Genomic DNA, 18918 nt, shown 5'->3' on the forward strand with positions numbered 1-18918 from the left:
CCCGGCAGGAATTCAATCGAGTAACCCTGTGTAACGGTTTGTAACTTCGCCCAGTTGACTTCGATCAACGGGCCGAATCGCCGGGCGGCGCACTCTGTCGGCGTCAGACCCAGGGAATCTGCGCTTGTCCTTTCCGACAAAATTCACCACGGCTATCGCGGTCGACACATGGGACGCCCACTTCCGCTGGCGCGTGGGCGACGATCTGCACGATCGCACCATCGACGCGACCTGGCGGCGCGTCGCCTCGGCGGTCGCGGGCGTCGAAAGCGACGACGCCGGAAAATGGGAACAACGCTTCGTGGAAGCCTTCCAGGACTGGCGGATAGTCCCCGACGCCCGGCTGCTCAAATGGGCGGGAACCGGCGTGACCGACATCAGGCTCGACAGCCCCCGGGCCACGCTCAACCTTGGAGCATTCGTCGTTCGTCCGCAGGTTTCGCAGCCCTATTTCGACTATGAATCGTTCAGCGAGATGGCGGCACTGGCGGTGCGATTCCTCGACGACGCCTGGCTGACCTACGAAGGCAAGTCCTCCGCCACGGCCATCTGCGTGGGCGTGATGGGATTCGCCGATGCCCTGGCGGCATTGGGATGCTCCTATGTAAGCGAGCGTGCGTGCGATTTCGCGTCCGCTCTCGGCAAGACTCTCTCTGCCGCATGCTTGGAATCCTCATTACGACTAATGCAGGAACGCGGGACCTGTCGGTTGGCGCCCGGAACAAACCAATGCAAAGCAGCAGGCGATTTTTGCCGGGCGCCCTGCAGCGTGTCGCGGCACCCGCGAACGACAGCGATTCATTCGCAACACCTGATAGGTCTATTCGCCAACAACGCCAGCGATGCGCTCGACCCCATAACCGGGTCTGCCTGGGATATGGATTCGCGCTGGGAACTCCCGATGCGGGCCGATCCTCTGGACACACGGCAGATGCTGTTGCAGCAGATCAGGATACGCGGCCTTTTCCAGCCCTGGATCGACGCGCCCATCGACTACCCGCTGGTATACAGCGGCGATCGCCTGGAACCGGAGGCGATCTCGGCCTGCACGCGATTGGCCAGCCAACATCATCTTCCGGAGCCGCGGTTCCGCAAATCCGAACGGGCGATCTTGAGCTTGGCATGAAGCGGATAATCGCTCTCGACAAGCAGCCGGCGAGTCGGCCGACGCGTGGTCCGACCGCATGCGCGCAGCCGGGCTCACGTCGCGACCATTCCAACGAGAGAATAGACATGCAGCTTTCATTCAATCGATTCGCCAAAGCCATCGCGCGATTCACCGGACGGCCGGTGAGCTTCGGCCTTGCCATGCTGATCATCGCGCTATGGCTGGTCACGGGACCGGTCTTCGGCTTCAGCGATACCTGGCAGTTGGTGATCAATACCGGAACCACGGTAGTGACGTTCCTGATGGTATTCCTGATCCAGAACACGCAGATGCGCGACACCGAGGCGATGCAGATAAAGCTGGACGAGCTTATCCGGGCCACCGAGGCGGCGAGCAACGCACTGCTGGACCTGGAAGAGCTGGACGAGGCGACACTGGACCGCTATCGCGAAACCTACGAGCTGCTTGCGAGGAAGTCGCGCTCCAACAGACCGGACTAGCTGGCAGCGGAAGGCAAGTCAGCGCACCGATTGCTTTCCTAGCAGGAATACTGCGCCATTCTCACCGCGTGGGCCGCGCCCAGGAATTCGTCGTAAGCGAGGAAGAACGATTTCAATTCCATGGATTTTCCGCTGGCGGATGCAGCGGCCATGTCGTCGTAAGCGGTGGATATGAGGGCTTGCCGGTTCTCGAGGTCGGCCAGGGCGCGGCGCACTTCCAGACGGTACGGTGTTCCGATCCTTGGCCCCTGGGCCAGATCCCTGCGCACTATGGCGAGGAACCAGGCGCTCCTGTCGACCGCATCCTTGGCATGCTTGAGCGCCTGCGCTTGTCCCTCGACCGTGAGCTGCGGCGCTTCCAGGAAGACGTGCCTGCCCATCAGTGCGAATAGAACACGGGCAGGTTGGCTTCGAACAGCAGTTCCCGGGTCACGCCGCCCAGGGCCCATTCGCGGAACCGCGAATGCCCATAGCCGCCGACGACGAGCATGTTGGCGCGCATCTCCGCGGCGTGGTCCAGCAACACCGAGGCGATCCGGTTGTCGTGCGACTGCCGTACCTGCACATTGACCCTGACCCCATGGCGGGCCAAGTGGGCCGCGATGTCCGCCCCCGGCTGCTCGCCGTGGCCGAGTTCTCCCCGAACAGGATCCACCACCAGGACATCGACCGACTCTGCCGCTGCCAGCAACGGCAACGCGTCGTGGAAAGCCCGGGCGCACTCGCGCGTCGGCCGCCAGGCGGCAACGATCCGCTTGGGAGGCACCGGTACTTTGCAACGCGGTGGAATGACCAGCACCGGGCGTCCCGATTCGACCAGCAGACCGCCGAAGTAGGTGCGTGAGATATCGCCTTCCGTGCTGTCCCCCAGCACGCCGGCGATGACGGCCAGGTCGGCGTAGTGCGCGCAGTGGGCCGCCAGCCGGGAGGGTTCGCTGAAGAGCGCCTCGACCAGCCGCACCTCCGTCGAGACCGTTTCCTTCTCCAGTCTTTTCTTCAAGACCGCCACGTTCGCTTTTCCCTGCTCCCGCAGCTGCTGATAAAGATCGCTCATGGACACATCCGGCATCAGGCCCCACGGCCCCGCGACCGGTAATGGCAGATTGACCATCTCCATGACGGTGAGGTGGGCTTCATGGGCCAAGGCCAGGTCCAGGGCCATGTTCAACGCATAGCTGTCGCCCGAAGTTCCGGTGATGGGTACGACGATATCTTTGAACATATTCCTGCTCCATCGGCATCGCGGTCTCGCGCAGGCGAACTACGCGGCAAATCGGAGCGGTTGGATTTGACCTGGGTCAACATCCGGTCGATTTCCGTAATCCTGGGCAAGGATAATCCTTGGCATTCGGTTGACCGGGATCAAACCGGCGTCCCGCGACAGTCCACTAGATTGGAAGCCATCCAATCGGAGCGACTCGCGTGAACGTCCAAAGACTGCGCCGATATGACCCAGACATGCATGTCCCAGAAGAGCCGGCATTCGCTCCGCGCGCCGGCGTCTCCGGGGGCGTAGTCGCGGCGGGGGACTGTGTTGCCGACCAGGCCGGCCATGCGCGTTCGGCAACCGGACCGAATGCGGCCGGGCGCGCGGCGCGGGTGGTGGCCGGCGCACACGATGCGGGAAATCCGGTCGGGAGCGGCTGAAGCTGATGTCGCTTATCCCGAGAACCGCAATGATGTTCGCGATGGCGCTTTCTCTATTGGCGCCATATGACGGTCAATCCGCACCACCAGCGTTGCCGCTGTCCGGCCCTGCCGGCTTCGTGTGGAATCCGGCGCTTTCGCCGGCAGGTCCCGTGCTGGTGGTGGCAAGCCTCTCGAACCAGCAGTTGTACGTATACAGGAACGGAATCAGGATCGGGGCCAGCGGCATCAGCACCGGAAAGACGGGCTACGAAACACCGGTGGGCACGTACACGATCCTGCAGAAAGAGCGCGAGCACTACTCCAACATCTACGACAATGCGCCTATGCCCTACATGGAGCGCCTGACATGGAGCGGAGTCGCATTGCATGCGGGCAGTCTGCCCGGACACCCCGCCTCCCATGGCTGCATCCGTTTGCCGCTGGCCTTCGCAGAGAAGTTGTACGCAATAACCACCACCGGAGCCACGCTGGTGATCGTGGACAAGGCATCCGAACCCATGATCCTACGGCCGACCTCATTCCTTCCCGCATCCGGAAGTTCCGGCGCACCGCCTGAAATGGCGGACGACACCGCACCGACCTGGCTCCCCGAGAACTCTCCGTCAGGGCCCATGAGCATCGTGCTGAGCACGCATAGCCAGGAAGTGGTCGTCGTACGCAACGCCACGGAAATCGGCCGTGCGAAAGTGGAAATGGCTTCCGGCCAGGCACAAGGAACCCGCGCCTACATGCTGCTCGAAGGCGACGGCGACGAGCCGAGCCTTGTGGTCAGCGACCGCCCCGCCCTGCGCTGGCTGGACCTCGATCTGGAGCGCGGACGGCCAGCGCCCGCATGGGATCCGCGCGCCGAGATCGCCTCCGGACGTCTGCGCATACCGGAAGATTTCGCCAGAAAAGTCTACGACCAGCTCGTTCCCGGAACCACTCTGGTGATTACCGATGAGCCTTTGGCGAAATCGCCGGAATCCGGCAGGATAATCCTGCAGGCGGACGGGCAATGACCGCGCACTGCGGCATGCGGGCAATTCTCGCGCCCGGACGCGGGCCCGAGGCAGGCCGGAATCCTTCTTGGATGGATCGGGCCTCGGCGGGCGCATCGCCATCGGGTTGATCCTGGTCAAGGCGCATGGGCGATGCAGTACGTAGCCTGCGTCCATGCCCGTCCATCCCGCCTTCGACACCGCCCTGCTGCAGCGTTACGACCGCCCCGGGCCGCGCTACACCTCCTATCCGACCGCGCCGCAGTTCTCGGCCGAATTCGGCGCCGAAGCGCTGCGCGAGGCGGCCGAAGCCAGCAATGGCGATCCGATACCCCGGCGACTGTCCCTTTACGTGCATGTGCCGTTCTGCACGAGTCCCTGCTTCTACTGCGGCTGCAACCGGATCATCACCCGCGATCTTGCGCGCGGCGAGGCTTACCTGGCGCGGCTGTACCGCGAAATCGCGATGACGGCCGAGCTGTTCGACCGCGACCGCGAGGTCATCCAGCTGCATTTCGGAGGCGGCACGCCGAATTTCATGTCTCCGGCGCAACTCGGGGAAGTGGTCGGCGCCTTGCGCCGCCAGTTCCACTTTTCGGATTCGCCCAGCCGCGACCTGTCGATAGAACTGGACCCGCGCTTCATTTCGCCCGAAGACGTCGGCGCGCTTGCGGCGATCGGCTTCAACCGCGCCAGTCTCGGCGTGCAGGACTTCGACCCCGACGTCCAAGCGGCCGTCAACCGCATCCAGTCGGTCGAAGAAACGATCGCGATCATCGAAGCCTGCCGCCGCCACGGCATGCGTTCGGTCAACGTCGACCTGATCTATGGCCTGCCCAAGCAAAGCAAGGCGGGCTTTGCGCGCACGCTGGATACGGTGATCGCGGCCCGGCCCGATCGGCTGGCTGTGTACAGCTATGCGCATCTGCCGGGGATGTTCAAGCCGCAAAGGCGGATCGACGCTTCCGACCTGCCGTCCGCGGAAGCCAAACTGGGCCTGCTGGAACTGGCGATCGAGAAACTCACGGTCGCCGGCTACGTCTATATCGGCATGGATCATTTCGCGCTGCCCGGCGATGACCTTGCCCTGGCCCAGGAGCGCGGCACCTTGCATCGCAACTTCATGGGATACACCACCCATGCCGATACCGACCTGATAGGACTCGGGGTCAGCGCCATCAGCCACATCGGCGATTCCTTCAGCCAGAATCCACGCGACTTGCCCAGTTGGCAGTCCGCTATCGACGAGGGCCGGTTACCGGTGTTCCGCGGCATGCGCCTGAGCGAGGACGACCAATTGCGGGCCGATCTGATCCAGCGGCTGATGTGCCAGGGCGAAGTTCCGATCGACGCTTTGGAGCGGCGATACGGCATCGATTTTCCGACCTATTTCGCCGAATCGCTGGCGAAGCTGCAGCGTCTGGTCGCCGATGGCCTGGCGCGGATGGAACCGGACCGGATCGTGGTGACATCGCCCGGGCGGCTCTTGCTGCGTAATATCGCGATGTGTTTCGACCGATATCTCGACAAGCCTGCCTGCGAACCGCAACGGTTCTCCCGCGCCATCTGAGAACCGCATGGAGACGAACGTGAGCGGCAGTGCTTTCCCGCGCCTGGATCGCCGTACGCTCGCCGACGACGGCGATTCCCTGCATTTCTGTTCGACCTGCGCTTTCTCGCAAGCTTGCCTGTCCGAAGGCATGGACAAGCGATCCTTGATGGATCTGCACATGCTGGTCGAGCATGTCGGTCCGCTGCATGCCGGCGAACATCTTTTCCGCGAAGGCGATCCGTTCGAAGCCATCGCCGCGGTCCGCGCCGGCACCGTCAAGACCTACGTGACCAGCCGCGACGGTCACGAGCAAGTGCTGGATTTCCATCTGCCCGGCGAAGTGATCGGGCTGAACGCGATCGACGGCGACCGTTATCCCTGCAACGCGGTGGCGCTGGACACGGTGATGCTGTGCCGTTTCTCGTTCCCCCGGATCTCGGTATTGGCGGCGCGCCTGCCGGGGCTGCAACAGCACCTGTTCCGGCTGATGAGCCGCGACATCGGCCGCGCCTCGCTGTTGGCCGGCGACTATTCCGCCGATCAGCGCATGGCGGCGTTTCTGGTCGGATTGTCGCGGCGGCTCGCAGCCCGTGGTTTTTCGCCCGATCGCTTCCAGCTGACCATGGCGCGCACCGATATCGCCAACTATCTGCGGCTGGCGCCCGAGACGGTCAGCCGCGTGCTCAAGCGCCTGCAGGACGAGGGGACGCTTGCGATCGACCGCCGCGAGGTGGAGCTGATGCGGCGCGGAACGCTGGAAACGCTGGCCGCGCCGATCCTGCGCCAGTGAGCGGCACTGCCGCGCTCCCGTTCCCGGGAACGGCATTCATACGCTAGCGCGGCAACCCTTGACCTAGATCATGGCGAGCTCGGGATGCGCGGACCACCATGCGGGCACTCGCACTGGAGAGCCGCCATGAGCAACACCCGCAAGCTGTGGACGGCCTTGGCCGTGCTGCTGATCTGTTCCTTCTCGGTGCTGCTGTGGGCAGGCGGCGAGATCTTCCGCGCCGCGCCGCCCATGCCGGAAAAAGTGCTGGCCCAGGATGGAACGGTCATCTATACGCGCGCCGACATCGAGCAGGGGCGGCAGGTATGGCAGTCGATGGGCGGCATGCAGCTTGGCTCGATCTGGGGCCATGGCGCATACGTGGCGCCGGATTGGAGCGCGGATTGGTTGCACCGCGAGGCCATCTGGATACTGGACATATGGTCGCGGCAGGAGGACGGCAGCGCCGCTTATGCGCAGCTGCCCGCCGAACGGCAGGCCGCCCTGCGCGGCCGTCTGCAGGAAATGATGCGCGCCAACACCTACGATCCTGCGACCAGGACGATCACGCTCAGCCTGGACCGTGCCGCCGCGGTGTCGAACGTGGCCGCGCATTACGTGAGCCTGTTCGGCAACGATCCGGCCACGCTCGAGCTGCGTGAGGCGTATGCGATGAAGCAGGACACCGTCGATACCGTCGAACACAGGCGGGCGTTGACCGCCTTCTTCTGGTGGACGGCCTGGGCCGCGACCACCGAACGCCCGAGCGCGGCCGGCGATGCGCTCGTGCCGGACAAGACCGGCGTGGTCGGCAAGCAGGTCACCTACACCAACAACTGGCCGAACGAACCGCTGGTCGGCAACACTCCGCCGCCTGCGATGTGGGTGTGGTCGGCCTTCAGCGTGCTGTTCCTGATCGCCGGCATCGGCGTGCTCGGCTGGCACCATGCGGTCAGCCACGACAAGGAGGAGCGCGGGCACGCGATCCCGGCCAGCGACCCGTTCGCCGCGCTGCGGATCACCCCCTCGATGCGCGCGGTGGCCAAGTATTTCTGGGTCGTGCTGGCGCTGTTCCTGGCCCAGATCCTGCTGGGTGCGGTCACCGCCCACTACCAGGTCGAGGGCCAGGAGGCTTATGGCTTCGCGCTGTCGCAATACCTGCCTTATTCGCTCGCGCGCACCTGGCATACGCAACTGGCGGTGCTGTGGATCGCAGTGGCGTGGCTGGGCACCGGTCTGTACATCGCGCCGATGCTGTCCGGGCATGAGCCGAAATTCCAGCGCTTCGGGGTCAATTTCCTGTTCGTATCGCTGCTGATCATCGTGGTCGGCTCGTTCGCCGGCCAGTGGTTCGCGGTGATGCAGAAGCTCGGCCTGAAGCACAACTTCTGGTTCGGCCACCAGGGCTGGGAATACGCCGACCTGGGCCGCTTCTGGCAGTGGTACCTGTTCGTCGGCCTGCTGTTGTGGGTGGCGCTGGTGGGGCGCGCGTTGTGGCCGGTGCTGCGCAACAAGGCCAACGAGGCGCGGCACATCGTCGGGCTGCTGTTCCTGTCCACGGCGTGCATCGGCCTGTTCTTCGCCTCGGCGCTGATGTGGGGCGAGCACACCCACATCTCCGAGGTCGAGTATTGGCGCTGGTGGCTGGTGCACCTGTGGGTGGAAGGATTCTTCGAAGTGTTCGCGACCGCGGTGATGGCGTTGATCTTCACCCGTCTGGGCCTGATCAAGACCTCCACCGCGACGGTGGCGGTACTGTTCGCGACGATCATCTTCATGGCCGGCGGCGTGCTCGGCACCCTGCACCACCTGTACTTCGTCGGCACGCCGACCTCGGTGGTGGCGCTGGGCGCGAGCTTCAGCGCGCTGGAAGTGGTGCCGCTGGCCTACATCGGTTTCGAGGCCTACCACACCTGGAAACTGGGGAAATCCACCCCGTGGATGGCGCGCTACCGCTGGCCGGTGATGTTCTTCATCGCGGTGTCGTTCTGGAATCTGGTCGGCGCCGGACTGTTCGGCTTCCTGATCAACCCGCCGCTGTCGCTGTACTTCATGCAGGGCCTGAACCTCACGCCGCTGCACGGCCACACCGCGCTGTTCGGCGTGTACGGCATGCTCGGCATCGCGCTGGTGCTGTTCTGCCTGCGCGGTTTGCGCGGACAGATGGTGTGGGATTCCAGACCGCTGAAGCTGTCGTTCTGGTGCCTCAACATCGGCCTGGCGCTGATGGCCCTGCTGACCCTGTTGCCGCTGGGCACGATGCAGTTGCTGGCGGCGATCGAGCATGGCTACGCCTATGCGCGTTCGGCCGAGTTCATGCAGCAGCCGATCGTGGAGATGCTGGTATGGATGCGGGTGCCGGGCGATACGATCTTCAGCATCGGCGCGGTCGCATTGGCCTGGTTCGTGCTGCGGCTGTGGATAGCGCCACGGCGCGAAGCGGCGCTTGCGGGAAACGCCGAAGCCGGCGACGCCTGAACCGGTTCGGGGATGGGGCACGGAAAACGGGGCGGCGATTGCCGCCCCGTTCGCGTTCGCGCCAGGCGGCGTGCGGATGATCTGGGTCAAGGCGGGGCCGGCGTCGCTGCCGCATTCTGGGCGCATGGAAAAGCTCATCCTCGCCGCTCCAACCCTGTCGCCGCGTCTGTTGGCTGCGGCCCCGCATCGGCTGATGTTCTTCATCGGCGCCAGCAACCTGCTGCTGGCGATGCTGTGGTGGGCGGCGTGGCTGGCCGCGGTGCGCTGGCCGGCGCTGGCGATGCCGCAGCCCAGGCCCTACGCGGGCTGGCTGCACGCGTTCGTGATGCAGTACCAGGTGCTGCCCAGTTTCATCTTCGGGTTTTTGCTGACCACCTTTCCGCGCTGGATGGGGTTGCCGGAATTGGAGCGCTGGCGCTACGTGCCGGTGGGCATCGGCATCTTCGGCGGCCAACTGGCGACCTTGCTCGGCGCGCTGGGCTGGGAAGCCGGGATCACGGTCGGCCTGCTGCTGACGCTCGGCGGCTGGAGCGCCGGACTGCTCGCCCTGGCGCCGCTGCTGTGGCGCGAACGCGGCGCCACCTGGCATGCGCGTTCGTGCTTCGCATCGCTGCTGCTGGGCTACCTGGGCTTGCTGGGTTTCATCGCATTCCTGCTGGGCGGTTCGCCGCTGTATGTATTCGCCAGCATCAAGCTGGGCAGCTTCGGCCTGCTGTTGCCGATATATGTGACCGTGGCGCACCGCATGTTTCCGTTCTTCGCCGGCAACGTGGTGCGCGGCTACGAGCCCTGGCGTCCCCTGTGGTTGTTGGGTGTTTTCTGGCCGCTGTGCCTGGGGCATCTGTTGCTGGAATTGGCACATGCCTACGCCTGGTTGTGGCTGGTCGACGTGCCGCTGCTGGCCTTGTTCGCGACGATGCTTTGGCGCTGGTGGCCGCGTGGTCCCAAACCGGGATTGTTGACAGCGCTTTTCATCGGTCTGGCGTGGTTGCCGCTGGCATTCTGGCTGTACTCGGTACAGAGCATCTTCTACGCGATGACCGGCGTGTACTGGCTGGGGCGCGGCCCGGCGCATGCGCTGTTCGTCGGCTTCTTCGGCAGCGTGCTTATCGCGATGGTGACCCGGGTGACCCAAGGGCATTCCGGCCGGCCACTGGTGATGCCCGTCGTGGCATGGTTCGCCTTCGTCTCCATCCAGCTGGTTGCGATATTGCGAGTGGCGGCTGAAGTCCTGCCCGACGCAGGGGTCTGGCAGACGTTGGCGGCGGTGGGCTGGCTGGCGGCATTCCTACCCTGGCTGTTGCGTATCGGCCGCATCTATCTGGCGCCGCGCGCCGATGGCAAGCCCGGCTGAGGCCGGCGGGAAAGTCACGATGATCGAGTTCTACCCGCAAATCAGGAGCGTGCACATCCTCATGGTGCTGTTGAGCGGCGCGCTGTTCGCGTTCCGTGGAATCGGCGTGCTCACGGGCGCGCGCTGGCCGATGACGCTGCCGTTGCGTTGGGCCAGCTACGCCATCGACACCACCTTGCTGACCGCGGCGCTGATGCTGCTGACGATCCTGCCGTGGGCGATGTTCGGCAACGGCTGGCTGGCGACCAAGCTGGTGCTGTTGGTCGTCTACGTGTTGCTGGGCAGCCTAGCATTGGGACGCAGCCGCAACGCGCGCACGCGTGCTTGGTGCTATGCCTCTGCCGTGGCGGCCTACCTGCTGATCATCGGCACCGCCCGCGCGCATCATCCGCTCGGTTGGTTGCACTTATGGCCGGGATGAGCGTGATGGATCGAATGCGCTTCATGCCGATTCGGTGACGCTCCCGTCCGTATCGATCACAAGACGCAGACGCCGCTTTCCGAAGTAGAATGTCAGCCGGTAACGTCCCTCATCTTCGCCGATGCCCCGCTCGCACAGGGTGGAGATCTTCCCCTCCTGCAACCGTGCCTGGACCTGCGAAGGTTCCATTCCAAGCCCGTTGCCGATAATGCTGGTTTCCATTTCGATCGGAGCAGCGCTTCGCGTCGATCCTTTCACGGCCCGATCAGCGCGACAGTAAGGCATGACGGATTGGCGCCGGGTCCGGCGTCGGCAGGCGATCCAGCATCGCGAACGAATCGCCGCTACCGGCAGGTCCGCCATATGCGCGCACGCTGCAGTCCACACCTGCGGCGTACAGCGCTTCAGAGACACCGAACCGTGCCAGCGGCTCGAATCCATCCCACTCCCATTCGCGGCCCATTGCCGGACTCCCTTCACTCACCGTTACCGGCGTGGTTCCATCAAACCGCTTCGTGTCGGCCAGGGCTCTGATCCTGGTCAAGCCGCGCCGCTTTTCCGCGGACTTGGCCATCCGCTTGATCTAGATCATGTATGGCCGGGCCATCGAGGACTAGCGTACGTGCATGGATGGGACGGGCCCTATGCGCGTCCACCGATGCTGGGATACGGCACGACATGGGAAATCTGGACGCTCACCACGGCATCGGCGACTGGTCCGACCGCGTGGCCTTCGGCATCAGCCGCAGCTTGCGGTTGCTGGCCGGCGCCTTCTTCGCGGAGTGCCATGGAAATCCGGGCATGGCGACGCGAACCACGGTTTCGCCGATGCGTTGCGCAACGCGACCGCTGCTATCGATCCGGACGGCCGAAACATCGCTCACTAGGGGAACACCATGAAACGCGCACTGTCCTGTATCGCGATTGCCATGCTGCTGGTCGTGGGCGGCTGCACAAAGGAATCAGGTTCCGAATCCGCTGCAGCGGTCGCAGCCGATACCGGCGGCTCCCGCAAGGGCGACTTCGGCCCGCCGCAGGGGCGCGAGATCGACGCGGTGCTGACTTCGCCGCCCATGGTGCCGCCGCCCACCGGCCGCACGGCCCCGGCCAAGGTGATCGTAAAGCTGGACGTGATAGAGAAGGATCTGCCGATCTCCGAAGGCGTCACCTACACGTTCTGGACCTTCGGCGGCACGGTGCCCGGCAGCTTCATCCGCGTGCGCCAAGGCGACACGGTCGAATTCCACTTGCGCAACATGCCCGAATCCAAGATGCCGCACAACATCGATCTGCACGGCGTCACCGGCCCCGGCGGCGGCGCCGCATCCAGCTTCACCGCGCCCGGGCATTCCTCGCGTTTCACCTTCAAGGCGCTCAACGCCGGACTGTACGTGTATCACTGCGCCACCGCGCCGGTGGGCATGCACGTGGCCAACGGAATGTACGGATTGATCCTGGTCGAACCACCGGAAGGTTTGCCGCCGGTCGACAAGGAGTACTACGTGATGCAGGGCGATTTCTATACGACCGGCAAGTATCGCGAAAAAGGCCATCAACCCTTCGACATGGAAAAGGCTATCGACGAACACCCCACCTACGTGCTGTTCAACGGCAGCGAAGGGTCGCTGACCGGCGACAAGGCGCTGACCGCGCACGTCGGCGACAACGTGCGCCTGTACGTGGGCAACGGCGGCCCCAATCTGGTGTCCAGCTTCCATGTGATCGGCGAAATCTTCGACAAGGTCTGGTTCGAAGGCGGCACCCGCTTCCAGGAAAACGTGCAGACCACGCTCATTCCCTCCGGCGGCGCGGCGATCATGGATTTCCATGTGGAGGTGCCGGGCAGCTACGTGCTGGTCGACCACTCGATATTCCGCGCCTTCAACAAGGGCGCGCTGGCGATCCTGAAGGCCGACGGACCGGAGAACAAGGAAATCTATTCCGGCAAAGAGGTCGACTACGTCTACCTGGGCGACCGCGCGCAGAAGGACATGAAAGCGGTAGCGACCGCGGCCGCGGCTGCGAAGACGGGCGATCTTTCGGTCGAGGAGCAGATCGCGGCGGGCAAGGCGCTGTTTGCCGGTACTTGCTCGACCTGCCATCAACCCGAAGGTCAGGGCATGGCGGGCGTGTTCCCGCCGCTGGCCAGGTCGGATTACATCGCAGGCGACCCGAAACGGGTGCCGAACATCATCCTGCACGGTCTTGTCGGCCCAGTGAAAGTCAACGGCACGGATTACAACTCCAACATGCCGCCGATGAGCCAGCTGACCGACGACGAAGTCGCGAACATCGCCACCTATGTCCTCAACAGCTGGGGCAATCCGGGCGGACGCGTCACCAAGGCCCAGGCGGCCCAGGTTCGGCAATCGAAGCCGGCGAACGCTTCGGAAGGCCATTGAGCTATGCGTCGCCTGATCGCCGCGCTGCTGATCTTCCTGCCCATCGCCGGACTCGCCGCCGGCGCGGCTGGACGTTATGCAGGGCTGCCGGGCGGCGCGTTCAAGTCGGCGCTCCAGTACGAAGATCGCCCCGATGGGCAACGCGTGGCGCCGTTCGCGCTGATGCGGCGGCCCGTCACCAATGCCGAATTCCTGTCGTTCGTGAAGGCGCACCCGGAATGGCGGCGCGATCGCGTCGCGGACGTTTTCGCCGAGGCCCGTTATCTTTTCCATTGGCGTTCGGCTACCGATCCCGGCTCCCCGGCGCTGCTGCAGCAACCGGTGACTTCGGTAAGCTGGTTCGCAGCGAACGCCTATTGCGAATCGATAGGCGCGCGTCTGCCGACCTGGACGGAATGGGAATACGCGGCAGCCGCCGACGAAACCCGCCGCGACGCGCGCAAGGATCCTGCATGGCGCGAACGCATCCTCGCCTGGTACTCCAAGCCCTCCAATCAGGCCTTGCCGCGCGTTGGACTGCAGGCGCCCAACGCATACGGAATACAGGATATGCATGGCCTGGTCTGGGAATGGACCGAAGATTTTTCTTCCCTGCTGGTATCGGCCGACAACCGCAATCAAGGCGATGCCGACAAGGCCAGGTTCTGCGGCGCCGGCGCGCTGTCGATGGATGACCGGGACAACTACGCCGTCCTGATGCGGGTGGCGTTGCTGTCTTCCCTCGAAGCCCACGACACCACCACCAGCCTCGGCTTCCGCTGCGCCAGGAGCGCCCCATGAACCGCTTCCGTTCGATTCCCGCAATTCTGCTGCTGTTCGCCGCAGGCGCACTCGCTTCGCCGGCCCAGGCGCCGATACCGGAAGATTCGGTCTACAGGCTGCCGCTGCAATTGACCGATCAGCATGGCAAGAGCTGGCGCTGGGAGGAAAAGCGCGGAAAGCCGCAGGTCGTGGCCATGTTCTATACCTCCTGCCAGTACATCTGTCCTTTGATCGTGAACAGCGGCAAGGGTGTAGAGCATGCGCTCACTCCAGCCGAACGCGGCCGCATCGGCTTCCTGCTGATCAGCATGGACCCGGTTCGCGACACGCCTGCCGCGCTCATGTCCGTGGCGAAGAAACGCGATCTCGACGCCGCGCAATGGACGCTCGCCAGCCCGAAGGCCGCCGATGTACGGAGCGTTGCCGGCGTTCTTGGCGTGCGCTACCGCCAACTCTCCGACGGAGAGTTCAACCACACCAGCGCCCTGGTATTGCTCGACGCGGAGGGACGCATCGTAGCGCGCACCGAGCAGGTCGGCAGCAAGGTCGATCCGGAATTCCTGGCGGCCGTACGCCGCGTGTTGGCCAGGTGAGGCGACCGGGACAGAATATTACTGTCGCCGCGCTCTCCCATTTCGTGAGCACCGTCGCCGCGGGCTTCCCGCTGTCGGGCGGCGATTGCTACGAGGCGACGGGCACCCAGGCTGCGCCCTTTTTTGCGCTGGCCACCGCCGCTTCGATGAAGGCCATGCCGGCGACGCCGTCGTCGATGCCGGGGAGATCGAGATCATCCGGCGGCGGCGCGCCAGCGACTTCCGCGGCGATCGCACGGAAAGCTTCGCGGTACAGGTTGGCGAAGGCCTCCAGATAGCCTTCCGGATGCCCGGCCGGTATCCGCGTGACGCGTTGTGCGTCCTCGCCGACATAGCCGTTGCCGCGGCGCAGGATTTCGCGCGGGCGGTCCGGGTATTTGACGATCAGCTCGTTGGGATGCTCCTGCTGCCACTCGAGCGAAGCGTCGCTGCCGTACACGCGCAGGCTCAACTTGTTCTCTTCGCCCACCGCGATCTGCGAGCTGTGCAGCACGCCGCGCGCACCGCCTTCGAAACGCAGCAGCAGGTTGCCGTCATCGTCCAGCCGGCGGCCAGGCACGAAAGTGGTGAGGTCGGCGCACAGCTCGGCGATGCGCAGGCCGGTGACATAGCGCGCCAGGTTTTCCGCATGCGTGCCGATATCGCCCATGCACCCGGCCGCGCCGCTGCGCGCCGGATCGGTGCGCCAAGAGGCCTGCTTCTGGCCGCTGCTTTCGATGTCGCGCGCCAGCCACCCTTGCGAATACTCCACCACCACCTTGCGCAGCGTGCCGAGCGCGCCGCTGCGCACCAGCGCACGCGCCTGTTTCACCATCGCATTGCCGGTGTAGTTGTGGGTCAGCGCGAACACCTTGCCGCTGCGCGCGACCGTCTCGCGCAAGGCGCGCGCTTCGGCCAGCGTCAGCGTGACCGGCTTGTCGCAGACCACGTTGAAGCCGTGCTCCAGGAACAGCGTCGCGGCCGGGAAATGCTGGTCGTTCGGGGTGACGATGACGACGAAGTCCAACCGTTCGCCAGGCGGGCGCGCCGCTTCGGCAATCGCCATCTCGCGATAGCTTCCATACGCACGATCGGCCGCGACGAACAAGTCGGCCGCCGAGTCGAGCGATCGCTGTGGATCCGATGAAAAGGCGCCGGCGACGAGTTCGGCCTGCCCGTCCATCTGCGCGGCGATCCGGTGCACGGCACCGATGAACGCGCCACGTCCGCCACCGATCATGCCGAAGCGCAGCTTGCGTCCTGTCACGCCATCCCTCCGCGCCCGCGACCCTCGAAAGCCGCGTCGAAGGCCACCGCGCTGGGCGGGAAATCGAGCCGGCGCACGAAGGCCGCTGCCTCGGTGGCGCCGTGCACGCGATCCATGCGCGCGTCCTCCCACTCCACCGACAGCGGGCCGCGATAACCGATGTCGTTCAACGCGACGATGATGTCCTGGAAGCGGACATCGCCACGCCCGACCGAGCGGAAGTCCCAATGCCGGCGTGCGTCGCCGAAATCGGTATGGCCGCCGAACACGCCCACGCTGCCGTCGCCACGCCCCCACCAGACGTCCTTCATGTGGACGTTGAAGATGCGATCGCCGAAGGTGCGCAGGAAGCGGATGTAGTCCACGCCCTGGTAGGCGAAATGCGAGGGGTCGAAGTTGAAGCCGAAGCGCGGGTGGTGGTCGACCGCTTCCAGAGCGCGCTGCGCGCTGGCGATGTCGAATGCGATCTCGGTGGGATGCACTTCCAGGGCGAAATTCACGTCGACCGCGTCGAAGGCATCGAGAATCGGCCGCCAGCGTCGCGCGAAGTCATCGAAGCCTTGCTGCAGATAGGCCTGCGAGGTCGGCGGGAAGGCATAGACCGCATGCCAGATCGACGAGCCGGTGAAGCCGGTGACCGTCGCCGGAGAATTCGCTGCCGCACCCGGCCGCGCATCGAAGAACGCGCGCGCGGCTTTGGCCGTATCGATCATCCGTGCGGCGGCGCGCTGGCGCACGCCTTCCGGCTCGCCATCGCCCCAGACTTCCGGCGGCAGGATCGCGCGGTGGCGCTCGTCGATCAGGTCGCAGACCGCCTGTCCGACCAGATGGTTGGCGATCGCATGACAGCACAGGCCCTGTGCCTGCAGCACGCTCCAGCGCTGATGCACGTAGTCCGGCGAAGCCAGCGCGCGTTCGACATCGAAGTGGTCGCCCCAGCACGCCAGCTCCAGGCCGTCGTAGCCCATGGCGACAGTCTGTTTGGCCAGTTCGTCGAGTGTGAGGTCGGCCCATTGCCCGGTGAAGAGCGTGACAGGACGTGGCATGTGGAACTCCTGTTATTGGCGATTTGGTGTTTTTACACGGAGAACGGGGAATGGAGAATTGGGAATGGAGGTTTCACCATTTCCGGTTCTCCATTCCCGCTGTTCTCATGCATCGACGCGTTCGATGCGATAGCCGCCGCGGGCCCGGTCGACCAGATGGAGAATGCCGAAGATCAGCGCGATCAGCACCGGCAGCACTGCCCACACCGGCAACACATTCGTTGCGCCGTAGGTATTGTTGATCCACCCCATGACCGGGCCGGCGACCGCGGTCGAGAATGCGCCGGCGGCGCCGACCATCGCCAGCGCCAGTGCGCCGCCACGCGGGAAGCGCTCGGAAGTCAGTCCCAGCATGGTCGGCCACCAGAATGCGGTGCCCACTGCGAGCAATGCCGCGGCGGCGAACGCCAGTACCGGCGTGTCGGCACGCCCGAACAGCCACAGCCCGAGCGCCGCGATCGGCGCGGTCACGGCGATCAGCGTCACCGGCGACAACCGGTGCGCCAGGACTCCGCCGAACTGCCGCAACGCGTACATGATGCCGTTGATCCATACCAGCAGCAGCACGCCGGCCTGCAGCGTGCTGTGCATGACCTCGTTGAAGATATTGCTGACCCATTGCCCCGGGCCGAGCTCGGTGGCCGCGGTCAGCCACATGCAGACGAACACCACCAGGAACAGCGGGCGCTTGAGTTCGCCATACATCGCTGCGGTGGAAACACCGGCCGCCTTGCGTTCGCTGTCGGGGAAACGCTGGGCGAAGAACATGACCGCGTAGATCGCCGACGGCACCAGCATCAACAGCATCTTCGACTGCCAGCCCAGGCCAAGCTGAGTGAAAGCGAAGGCAAGCACGCCGCCGACCACGATGCCGCCCGGGAACCAGGCATGCAACTTGACCAGCCGCGCGGTCTTGTCTTCGCGGTACAGCGTGGCGATGAGCGGATTGATGCCGGCTTCGACAAAACCATTCGCGATGCCGATCACCACGGTGGCCGCGAACAGCATGGTGAAATCGGTGGCGAACACCGTAAGCAGCACGCCTGCGATATGTCCTACCGCCGCAAGTTTCAGCAGCCGCCCCATGCCCAACAGATCGCACAAGGTGCCGCCGAACAGGATCGACAGGCCGAAGCCCCAGAACGCGGCGCCGCTGATCCAGCCCAACTGGATCTTGTCGAGCTCGAACGCGAGCTCCAACTCTCCCATGATGTCGCCGCGGATGGCAAACGACATCGCGGTGGCCAACAAGGCGATGCAACTGGCGACGAACAGGCGCTGCGGGTTCATAGGTTTCTCCGCGGAGAGGGGACGAATGCTTCAGGGCAACACACGCACCTTGATGTTTCGGTAGTGCACTTCGCTGTCCGGATCGTGCGCCTGCAGCGCGAAGGTGCCCGAGGATAGCACCCGGCCGCTCATGTCGGCCGGTCGCTCCGGTTGCTCAGGCTGCGTGTAGTCGACGATCGGTTTGTCGTCGACGAAGGTGCGGATGCGGTCGCCCTCGACGCGGATGCGCAGCGTAAACCAGACGTCGTCCTTGACTGGCGCCTGGTAGTTGTCCTTGACTGCATACAGGCCGCCGGTGCGCTTGGGGTCGCTCTGGCTGTTGTTGACCTGCACTTCGTAGCCTTTGGCCGGCCAGCCTTCGTCCTGCCAGGCGGTATGGAAGTAGACGCCGGAGTTGGCGCCGGGCTTGGTCATGACGTCGAGCTGCAATTCGAAGTCGCGGAAATCGTGATGCCCCACCGCACCGACATAGAACAGATGCGAACGCGGCCCCCGCACCACGATTGCGCCGTCGCGCACGTCGAACGAACCCGGCGCCTCACTGGCGCGCCAGCCTTCCAGCGTCTTGCCATCGAACAACGACTGCCAGTCATGACGCGCCTGTTCTGCGGCCTGCACGCTCGTGCCGCTGGCCAGTACCAGCAGACAGACTCCAAGCAAACCAATACGCATGCGATGTTTCCTCCAGACGGACCGGCGCAGCGCCGGCAAGGATCGGTACGATGCCGCAGTCAGCGTTAGCATGGTGCTTATTGCGGCCAAACTTG

21 protein-coding genes are annotated in these 18918 nt (G+C 64.7%); 12 read left to right on the top strand and 9 right to left on the bottom strand.

What is annotated here, in order from left to right:
* The first annotated feature begins 193 nt into the window (after positions 1 to 193).
* Together CSC73_RS04045 and CSC73_RS04050 are read left to right on the top strand one after the other, a co-directional pair.
* The gene (locus tag CSC73_RS04045) at positions 194 to 1126 is read left to right on the top strand and encodes a hypothetical protein (protein WP_163839135.1); all 933 of its coding nucleotides are present in this window, start codon (positions 194 to 196) and stop codon (positions 1124 to 1126) included.
* Between the two features lie 107 nt (positions 1127 to 1233).
* Positions 1234 to 1608: a low affinity iron permease family protein gene (locus CSC73_RS04050; RefSeq protein WP_163839136.1), complete on the top strand. Its 375-nt coding sequence runs from the start codon at positions 1234 to 1236 to the stop codon at positions 1606 to 1608.
* A gap of 38 nt (positions 1609 to 1646) precedes the next feature.
* Here CSC73_RS04050 and CSC73_RS04055 read toward each other — a convergent pair whose 3' ends face one another.
* The gene (locus tag CSC73_RS04055; RefSeq protein WP_163839137.1) at positions 1647 to 1988 is read right to left on the bottom strand and encodes a hypothetical protein; all 342 of its coding nucleotides are present in this window, start codon (positions 1986 to 1988) and stop codon (positions 1647 to 1649) included.
* Positions 1988 to 2830 (bottom strand): universal stress protein, encoded by an 843-nt coding sequence (locus CSC73_RS04060; RefSeq protein WP_163839138.1) that lies wholly within the window; start codon positions 2828 to 2830, stop codon positions 1988 to 1990. The genes CSC73_RS04055 and CSC73_RS04060 overlap by 1 nt, the downstream gene beginning before the upstream one ends.
* Positions 2831 to 3066: 236 nt before the next feature.
* Between CSC73_RS04060 and CSC73_RS18395 the strand changes: the two genes are divergently transcribed.
* From CSC73_RS18395 to CSC73_RS04090, 7 genes are all read left to right on the top strand, one after another.
* On the top strand, positions 3067 to 3255 hold the full coding sequence (locus CSC73_RS18395; RefSeq protein ID WP_211840806.1) for a hypothetical protein: 189 nt from the start codon (positions 3067 to 3069) through the stop codon (positions 3253 to 3255).
* 29 nt (positions 3256 to 3284) lie between these two features.
* Entirely contained in the window at positions 3285 to 4259 is a 975-nt protein-coding gene (locus CSC73_RS04065; protein WP_163839139.1) for a L,D-transpeptidase family protein, read from the top strand.
* A 154-nt stretch (positions 4260 to 4413) separates the two neighbouring features.
* Entirely contained in the window at positions 4414 to 5808 is a 1395-nt protein-coding gene (gene hemN, locus CSC73_RS04070; RefSeq protein WP_163839140.1) for an oxygen-independent coproporphyrinogen III oxidase, read from the top strand.
* Positions 5809 to 5815: 7 nt separating this feature from the next.
* On the top strand, positions 5816 to 6580 hold the full coding sequence (locus tag CSC73_RS04075; protein ID WP_163839141.1) for a cyclic nucleotide-binding domain-containing protein: 765 nt from the start codon (positions 5816 to 5818) through the stop codon (positions 6578 to 6580).
* A gap of 126 nt (positions 6581 to 6706) precedes the next feature.
* Positions 6707 to 9037 (top strand): nitric-oxide reductase large subunit, encoded by a 2331-nt coding sequence (locus CSC73_RS04080; protein WP_163839142.1) that lies wholly within the window; start codon positions 6707 to 6709, stop codon positions 9035 to 9037.
* Positions 9038 to 9161: 124 nt separating this feature from the next.
* A complete protein-coding gene (locus tag CSC73_RS04085) occupies positions 9162 to 10391 on the top strand; it encodes an NnrS family protein (RefSeq protein ID WP_163839143.1) in 1230 nt (409 codons plus the stop codon).
* 19 nt (positions 10392 to 10410) lie between these two features.
* Entirely contained in the window at positions 10411 to 10812 is a 402-nt protein-coding gene (locus CSC73_RS04090) for a SirB2 family protein (protein WP_163839144.1), read from the top strand.
* A gap of 21 nt (positions 10813 to 10833) precedes the next feature.
* On the opposite strand, the gene CSC73_RS18585 is transcribed toward CSC73_RS04090, so the two are convergent.
* The 3 genes from CSC73_RS18585 to CSC73_RS04105 all read right to left on the bottom strand — a co-directional run bounded on the left by CSC73_RS18585 (position 10834) and on the right by CSC73_RS04105 (position 11696).
* Positions 10834 to 11175 (bottom strand): DUF6522 family protein, encoded by a 342-nt coding sequence (locus tag CSC73_RS18585; RefSeq protein WP_343042686.1) that lies wholly within the window; start codon positions 11173 to 11175, stop codon positions 10834 to 10836.
* The gene (locus CSC73_RS04100) at positions 11078 to 11386 is read right to left on the bottom strand and encodes a hypothetical protein (protein ID WP_163839146.1); all 309 of its coding nucleotides are present in this window, start codon (positions 11384 to 11386) and stop codon (positions 11078 to 11080) included. Before CSC73_RS04100 ends, CSC73_RS18585 begins: the two co-directional genes overlap by 98 nt.
* A gap of 121 nt (positions 11387 to 11507) precedes the next feature.
* On the bottom strand, positions 11508 to 11696 hold the full coding sequence (locus CSC73_RS04105; protein WP_163839147.1) for a hypothetical protein: 189 nt from the start codon (positions 11694 to 11696) through the stop codon (positions 11508 to 11510).
* Between the two features lie 12 nt (positions 11697 to 11708).
* Between CSC73_RS04105 and nirK the strand changes: the two genes are divergently transcribed.
* Genes nirK through CSC73_RS04120 form a run of 3 tightly spaced genes read left to right on the top strand, consistent with a single transcriptional unit; the run spans position 11709 to position 14569 of the window.
* Positions 11709 to 13214, top strand: coding sequence for a copper-containing nitrite reductase (nirK, locus tag CSC73_RS04110; RefSeq protein ID WP_163839148.1), 1506 nt, complete (start codon positions 11709 to 11711; stop codon positions 13212 to 13214).
* A 3-nt stretch (positions 13215 to 13217) separates the two neighbouring features.
* Positions 13218 to 13994 carry a formylglycine-generating enzyme family protein gene (locus tag CSC73_RS04115; protein ID WP_163839149.1) on the top strand — a complete coding sequence of 259 codons (777 nt, stop codon included), beginning with the start codon at positions 13218 to 13220 and terminating at the stop codon, positions 13992 to 13994.
* Positions 13991 to 14569 (top strand): SCO family protein, encoded by a 579-nt coding sequence (locus CSC73_RS04120; protein WP_163839150.1) that lies wholly within the window; start codon positions 13991 to 13993, stop codon positions 14567 to 14569. The genes CSC73_RS04115 and CSC73_RS04120 overlap by 4 nt, the downstream gene beginning before the upstream one ends.
* A gap of 88 nt (positions 14570 to 14657) precedes the next feature.
* Here CSC73_RS04120 and CSC73_RS04125 read toward each other — a convergent pair whose 3' ends face one another.
* The 4 genes from CSC73_RS04125 to CSC73_RS04140 form a co-directional block, all read right to left on the bottom strand.
* A complete protein-coding gene (locus CSC73_RS04125) occupies positions 14658 to 15815 on the bottom strand; it encodes a Gfo/Idh/MocA family protein (RefSeq protein WP_246197334.1) in 1158 nt (385 codons plus the stop codon).
* On the bottom strand, positions 15812 to 16861 hold the full coding sequence (locus CSC73_RS04130; RefSeq protein ID WP_163839151.1) for a sugar phosphate isomerase/epimerase family protein: 1050 nt from the start codon (positions 16859 to 16861) through the stop codon (positions 15812 to 15814). The genes CSC73_RS04125 and CSC73_RS04130 overlap by 4 nt, the downstream gene beginning before the upstream one ends.
* 105 nt (positions 16862 to 16966) lie before the next feature.
* Positions 16967 to 18151, bottom strand: a complete 1185-nt coding sequence (locus tag CSC73_RS04135; protein WP_163839152.1) for an MFS transporter — start codon at positions 18149 to 18151, stop codon at positions 16967 to 16969.
* A 30-nt stretch (positions 18152 to 18181) separates the two neighbouring features.
* Entirely contained in the window at positions 18182 to 18823 is a 642-nt protein-coding gene (locus CSC73_RS04140; RefSeq protein WP_163839153.1) for a 3-keto-disaccharide hydrolase, read from the bottom strand.
* Positions 18824 to 18918: the final 95 nt, after the last annotated feature.

It is taken from the genome of Pseudoxanthomonas sacheonensis (assembly GCF_010093305.1).
In the GTDB taxonomy this organism is placed as follows: Bacteria; Pseudomonadota; Gammaproteobacteria; order Xanthomonadales; family Xanthomonadaceae; genus Pseudoxanthomonas_A; species Pseudoxanthomonas_A sacheonensis.

Bases quoted from the DNA above. Each gene is read 5' to 3' on its own strand.
- CSC73_RS04135 (WP_163839152.1), bottom strand. From the start codon at position 18,151: ATGAACCCGCAGCGCCTGTTCGTCGCCAGTTGCATCGCCTTGTTGGCC.
- hemN (WP_163839140.1), top strand. From the start codon at position 4,414: ATGCCCGTCCATCCCGCCTTCGACACCGCCCTGCTGCAGCGTTACGAC.
- CSC73_RS04085 (WP_163839143.1), top strand. From the start codon at position 9,162: ATGGAAAAGCTCATCCTCGCCGCTCCAACCCTGTCGCCGCGTCTGTTG.
- CSC73_RS04080 (WP_163839142.1), top strand. From the start codon at position 6,707: ATGAGCAACACCCGCAAGCTGTGGACGGCCTTGGCCGTGCTGCTGATC.
- CSC73_RS04090 (WP_163839144.1), top strand. From the start codon at position 10,411: ATGATCGAGTTCTACCCGCAAATCAGGAGCGTGCACATCCTCATGGTG.
- CSC73_RS04055 (WP_163839137.1), bottom strand. From the start codon at position 1,988: ATGGGCAGGCACGTCTTCCTGGAAGCGCCGCAGCTCACGGTCGAGGGA.
- CSC73_RS04050 (WP_163839136.1), top strand. From the start codon at position 1,234: ATGCAGCTTTCATTCAATCGATTCGCCAAAGCCATCGCGCGATTCACC.
- CSC73_RS18585 (WP_343042686.1), bottom strand. From the start codon at position 11,175: ATGGCGGACCTGCCGGTAGCGGCGATTCGTTCGCGATGCTGGATCGCC.
- CSC73_RS04075 (WP_163839141.1), top strand. From the start codon at position 5,816: ATGGAGACGAACGTGAGCGGCAGTGCTTTCCCGCGCCTGGATCGCCGT.
- nirK (WP_163839148.1), top strand. From the start codon at position 11,709: ATGAAACGCGCACTGTCCTGTATCGCGATTGCCATGCTGCTGGTCGTG.
- CSC73_RS04065 (WP_163839139.1), top strand. From the start codon at position 3,285: ATGATGTTCGCGATGGCGCTTTCTCTATTGGCGCCATATGACGGTCAA.
- CSC73_RS04140 (WP_163839153.1), bottom strand. From the start codon at position 18,823: ATGCGTATTGGTTTGCTTGGAGTCTGTCTGCTGGTACTGGCCAGCGGC.
- CSC73_RS04115 (WP_163839149.1), top strand. From the start codon at position 13,218: ATGCGTCGCCTGATCGCCGCGCTGCTGATCTTCCTGCCCATCGCCGGA.
- CSC73_RS04100 (WP_163839146.1), bottom strand. From the start codon at position 11,386: ATGGCCAAGTCCGCGGAAAAGCGGCGCGGCTTGACCAGGATCAGAGCC.
- CSC73_RS04060 (WP_163839138.1), bottom strand. From the start codon at position 2,830: ATGTTCAAAGATATCGTCGTACCCATCACCGGAACTTCGGGCGACAGC.
- CSC73_RS04130 (WP_163839151.1), bottom strand. From the start codon at position 16,861: ATGCCACGTCCTGTCACGCTCTTCACCGGGCAATGGGCCGACCTCACA.
- CSC73_RS04120 (WP_163839150.1), top strand. From the start codon at position 13,991: ATGAACCGCTTCCGTTCGATTCCCGCAATTCTGCTGCTGTTCGCCGCA.
- CSC73_RS18395 (WP_211840806.1), top strand. From the start codon at position 3,067: ATGCATGTCCCAGAAGAGCCGGCATTCGCTCCGCGCGCCGGCGTCTCC.